Genomic DNA, 4,685 nt, shown 5'->3' with positions numbered 1-4,685 from the left:
GACTCCGACACCGGCGAATCCCTCATCGACTCCTCAACAGAGCACCCCTAAACACCACCAGCCCGCAACCGGAACCACACAGAACCAGCCCCAACCGGCCACCGACACCAAACGACCAACTCGCCACCAAGCCCGCCCATACCGGACGGGCACCGCTTGCAAGCTCCCACCGCATCAGCGTGCCCTGGTCGGCCTGATGTACCTGCGCCGGCACGACACCCTTGCCAGCTCGCCGCCGGGTTCGGCATCTCCGTCGGCACCTCCCACGCCTCCACGACAGCCGTCGTCGACCTGCTCGCCGACCGCGCACCCGGCCTGCTGCGCACCTTGCACGAGGCGGATGCGGACTACGTCCTGCTCGACGGCACTCTCGCGGAGTGCGACCGGCCGGTGACAGCCGGGCCGGCTTCCCGCCGGACGAACACCGACCCAGCACACCGTCAACCGGGCGCTGTCCACAGCGCAGGCACCGGTCGAGCGCGGTGTCGCACGACTGAAGTCGTGGCGGATCATCCGCAAGTCCCGATGTAGCCCGAGTCGAATGTCGTCAATCTCCGCGCGGCCGTCCTCCCTCTGGAGCGGCAACGCTGAAAGAGCTCAGTGAGCCGTTCTCATCCTGAATAGCCGCAGGTCAGTAGGGTGTGGACGGCTTGGACGATGGTGCTGATGCGGCGGGTGGAGCATCTGGCTCGTCGGAGGATTCGCCAGGACTTCAGCTGTGCGAAGGCTCGTTCTCCCGTAGCTCTCAGTCTGGCGTGGTCGCGGTTGAACTGCTGGTAGTGCTCGGGCTGTTCGCGGTGACGGTAGTACGGGGTCCTGAAGGTGGCGTCGGCGCCCTGGTAGGCGCGGTCCGCGAGCACGAGGATCTGCCGGGTGAGGCATGCCTGGACGATGCCGTGGGCGCGGGCCGCGGTCAGGTCGTGAGTGCGGCCCGGCGTCGCGCGGGAGTACCAGAGCGGTGTGCCGTCGGGTCGCGCGATGACCTGCACGTTCATACCGTGCTTGCGGTGCTTGTGCGAGTAGTACGGTTCATCGGCGGCGATGCGGTCGGTGGGGATCAGGGTGCCGTCGACGATGACGAAGTCCCCCTCGCCCAGCCCGGTCAGGGCCTCGTGCAGGCCGGGCGCCCATGCCGCGAGAACGTCGAGGGTCTCATCGACGTAGCGCCAGGCAGTGGCTGTGGAGATACGAAGCCGGCCGCCAGGGCGGGCAGCGTCTCGTTCTTGCGCAGGTACACCAGCGCGAGCAGGGCCTGCTGGAAGCATCCCAGCTTCCGCCACCGCGAACGGCGTTCACACCTTCGTGCGTAGATGAGCCAGGAAACGTGCTCGACCAGCTCATGCGGGACGTCGACCGTGGCACGATACGGGACCAAGCGAGGCTCCTCGGACGATGCGTGGTGCGTAGAGAACACCACCGCAACGACCAGGAGCCTCGCCTCGTTGCGCACCCCTGCTGAGCTGCCATTTCACCCCGCAGAGACAGGATGAAAACGGCTCACTCAGCCGGCCCCGACAACGCACCCTGCGGCCAGCGAACCAACCGATAACGCAAACCGAGATCATCCAGCGATACACACGCGGAAATTCCACACAACATCCGAACCTCAGCGAAATGATCGCCACCCGGCGTGATACCGATCTCCACAATCCGTATCTGATGCGGAGGCGCTCCCTCCCCCTCCCCCACGCTTTCCCATATCTGCCCCACCGCAGCGACCACGTGAACATACCCATCCGCATACGCAGTACAAGCGACCGCTAAAGCAGCCTCATCCGGCAACAGATCCCACTCCTGCAACCGCCCCCGGTACTCATTCACCAACTCAGCCGCACGAACACCACCCACGACGAGATCAATACGAAACGACACAACAACCACCCATCACGAATAAGCCCGACCCGACCCAACGCCGGTCCGAAAAGCCACACTCCGGCCAACCAGCAACACGCCACAAACCGAAAGCACCAAGCAACAAAAACCCACCACCCCGCCACGCCGAAGACACTAACACCGGCACCCCACACCCCATGGGTAACCCTTCAACCCGCCCGCCCCACCCCAATGCCTGTCCCAACAGGCACCCCCGCCGCAAAGCACACCTCAACACCGCCAACACCCAGCCACACAAACTCCAGAAACCGCCCACGCCCACCTTTCAGACGACTCGCCTCGCGATTCCCACAGTCCAGCCCCAGCCATCACGGATGACCACACCAGCACGGCACAGAAAGCCCCACCCCTTCACCCCACTACTGGAACCTCACCACCCACAAGCCAGCCCCCGACACACCCCGCAACGGCACTCAGTCCCTCGCAGCGCCTGCCGTACGAGACACTCCCTCCGCCACCGTCCGAGGGGTACCGGGCGCAGTGGTGAGGGGTCCCTGTTCGTCCCCTTGGAGGTCTGGTTGGGGGAGGAAGCCTGGCTCGCGACTGGTGTTGGGTGGTGGGGTTGCTGATCTTCTGATGGGTGGTGGTCGAAGTCGGCATCGGACTAGTTGCTGGTGTGTGATTTGAAGGGCTACTTTCTATGTCTCTTGTCCCTGCTGGTGTTCGGGCGCGACGGGCCACCCTGGTCACGTTTGCGTTGGTGGGCGCGACTAGCGCGGTGTGGGTGGTGCGTATTCCTGCGCTGAGGGACAAGCTGGGCCTGTCCGAGTTGCAGGTAGGCATTGAGGTTCTGGCATGGGGTGCCGGCGCCTTGGTAGCGATGCAGTTTTCGTCGCGACTCATTGCTTCTTATGGCAGCCATCGCATCCTTCGGTACGGTGTCTCCGCTTCTGTCGCAAGCCTCCTTCTCCTGGCTTTCGCCCCCAGCTTCCCTTTCTTGGTCATTGGTGGTCTCATATTTGGATCACTGTTCGGTCTTGTGGATGTGGCAGCCAACGCGCAAGCTGCTCTTCTTGAGCGTATGCAAGGCCGTCCTTTGATGGGAAGAATGCATGCTGGCTGGAGTCTCGGAGCTGTCTTGGGAGGGGTGTTCGGGTCCGTAACGGCAGGGCTGGGCCTTGGCTTTACAGCCTCCGTCGCCACTGCCAGCCTGCTCGCACTTCCTGCGGCTCTGCTATGCATGCCTCACTTCATGACCGAAGGCCAGACGAAGTCTGGTTCAGCGGATCACGACAAACGCCGCAAGCTGCCGCGAACCGTTTACCTCCTGGGCATTCTTATTTTTTGCGCTTTCCTGGCGGAAGGATCAGTTGCCGACTGGAGCAGCCTTCATCTTCACGATGGGCTGGGGGCTTCCCAGGCCATCGCTGCTCTTGGATATCCCGCTTTTGAGCTCGCCATGCTGATCGGCCGGATGTTCTGTGACGCCGTTACCCAGCGGTTCGGCGGACGGTCCCTGCTTGCTGCCGCCGGAGTGGCAGGAGCTGCAGGGTTCGCTACATTCGTTATGGCCCCTGGTGTTGTGTCGGCTATCGCAGCCCTGGTGCTGATAGGCATAGCCGTGTGTGTAGTGGTTCCGTTGACGTTCTCACTTGCCGGGATCATCGGTGATGACCGCGCCTCAGCTGCAATTGCCCGCGCAGGAACCTTCGGATACTCCGGGCTGCTGCTGGGCCCCGTGGCCATCGGCCTCATCGCAGAACATTCCTCACTGCGTACAGGCTTCGCCGTCATCATCATCGCCTGCCTGACGATCACCTTCGGCGCCTTGGCGCTCCCGGATCTGCGTATCAAAGCAACCCACCAAGACGCCCATGGCCAGAATGCCTGAACCTGACACTGTGTCGGGAAATGCGTCCTGAACACGACACGGGGCACTCTATGCAGTAAGCACGATTCAAGCGATACATCGCGGAGCGTTCATCGGTCCACAGTGCACAAACCTATGCACTTAAGGGCCATGAGATGACACCGATTCGGCCCTAATATCTCGACCAAACATCCACCGCAAACGATCAGGGACGCGCCGTGCAACTCGAGATGCGAGACGTAAACCAAGAGTCTGAAGACCTCCCTCCACATGACGACCTGATGCACACAGGCGAAATGGGAGATTGCGTCAGCCTCGTCGTCCTCTGGGGACGAAACATCAATGGACGATACAACCACGTGCGTGGACACCACGGATCCGGAGGATTCCACAACATAAACCTGGACAGCTTGTTCGCCGGAGTTCCAGTAAATGCAAGCACCAAAGTAGTGGTCTGCCTGGGCTCCCTATCAGGAATAAACTCGTTCGAAATCGAACGCATCACAGCCGCAAGCGCCCGCTGGGCTGGCACTACCGAACAGTGGACCCACATACACACCAGAACAGACTACTCAATCGACCGCTGGGGAACTGTTCGCTGACAGCGAGAGCCAGAGCCAATACAAAGCCCTCACGGCAGGGAAATCCAAGACACGTCGAACAGCAAGGACTTCCATTCCGCAATCAGCGAACCCATCACCATCTGAACCAGATCAGCCCCATAACACCTTCAACAGCGAAACCACACATACAGCAACCCCAGGTACCCGCAACCACATAGAAACAGCACCCCACCCTGACCCCGAAGTCCACAGGCCGGGACGCCGGACCGAGCGCATGCGTGTCAGACGTCCAGAACCTCAAGGTCTCCCTCGATGCCCCGGCTAAGACCGTGTCCTATGTGGTGAGGCGGACGAGACGTTTGTAGCAGCACAGGGCGGCGGCGAGGCCGAGGAAGGCGAGGTAGTTGCGGGGGTGGCGT

2 protein-coding genes and 2 pseudogenes are annotated in these 4,685 nt (G+C 62.0%); 2 read left to right on the top strand and 2 right to left on the bottom strand.

The features are described 5' to 3' along the window. Window positions 1–157 precede the first annotated feature (157 nt). Window positions 158–591, top strand: a pseudogene (locus ACIQMR_RS38220) (transposase family protein); the annotation flags it as partial. Between the two features lie 20 nt (window positions 592–611). Here the strand turns inward: ACIQMR_RS38220 and ACIQMR_RS38215 are convergent. Beyond that, a pseudogene (locus ACIQMR_RS38215) lies at window positions 612–1,375 on the bottom strand (IS5 family transposase). A gap of 122 nt (window positions 1,376–1,497) precedes the next feature. Then, window positions 1,498–1,872 (bottom strand): hypothetical protein, encoded by a 375-nt coding sequence (locus ACIQMR_RS38210; RefSeq protein WP_401397754.1) that lies wholly within the window; start codon window positions 1,870–1,872, stop codon window positions 1,498–1,500. A 661-nt stretch (window positions 1,873–2,533) separates the two neighbouring features. Between ACIQMR_RS38210 and ACIQMR_RS38205 the strand changes: the two genes are divergently transcribed. Beyond that, window positions 2,534–3,724 carry an MFS transporter gene (locus ACIQMR_RS38205; protein WP_401397751.1) on the top strand — a complete coding sequence of 397 codons (1,191 nt, stop codon included), beginning with the start codon at window positions 2,534–2,536 and terminating at the stop codon, window positions 3,722–3,724. The last annotated feature ends 961 nt before the right edge of the window (window positions 3,725–4,685 follow it).

Source organism: Streptomyces sp. NPDC091376 (genome assembly GCF_044757085.1).
GTDB lineage: Bacteria > Actinomycetota > Actinomycetes > Streptomycetales > Streptomycetaceae > Streptomyces > Streptomyces pratisoli.
The sequence above is the reverse complement of the archived record's forward strand: the minus strand, read 5'-3'. Positions and strand labels throughout refer to the sequence as shown.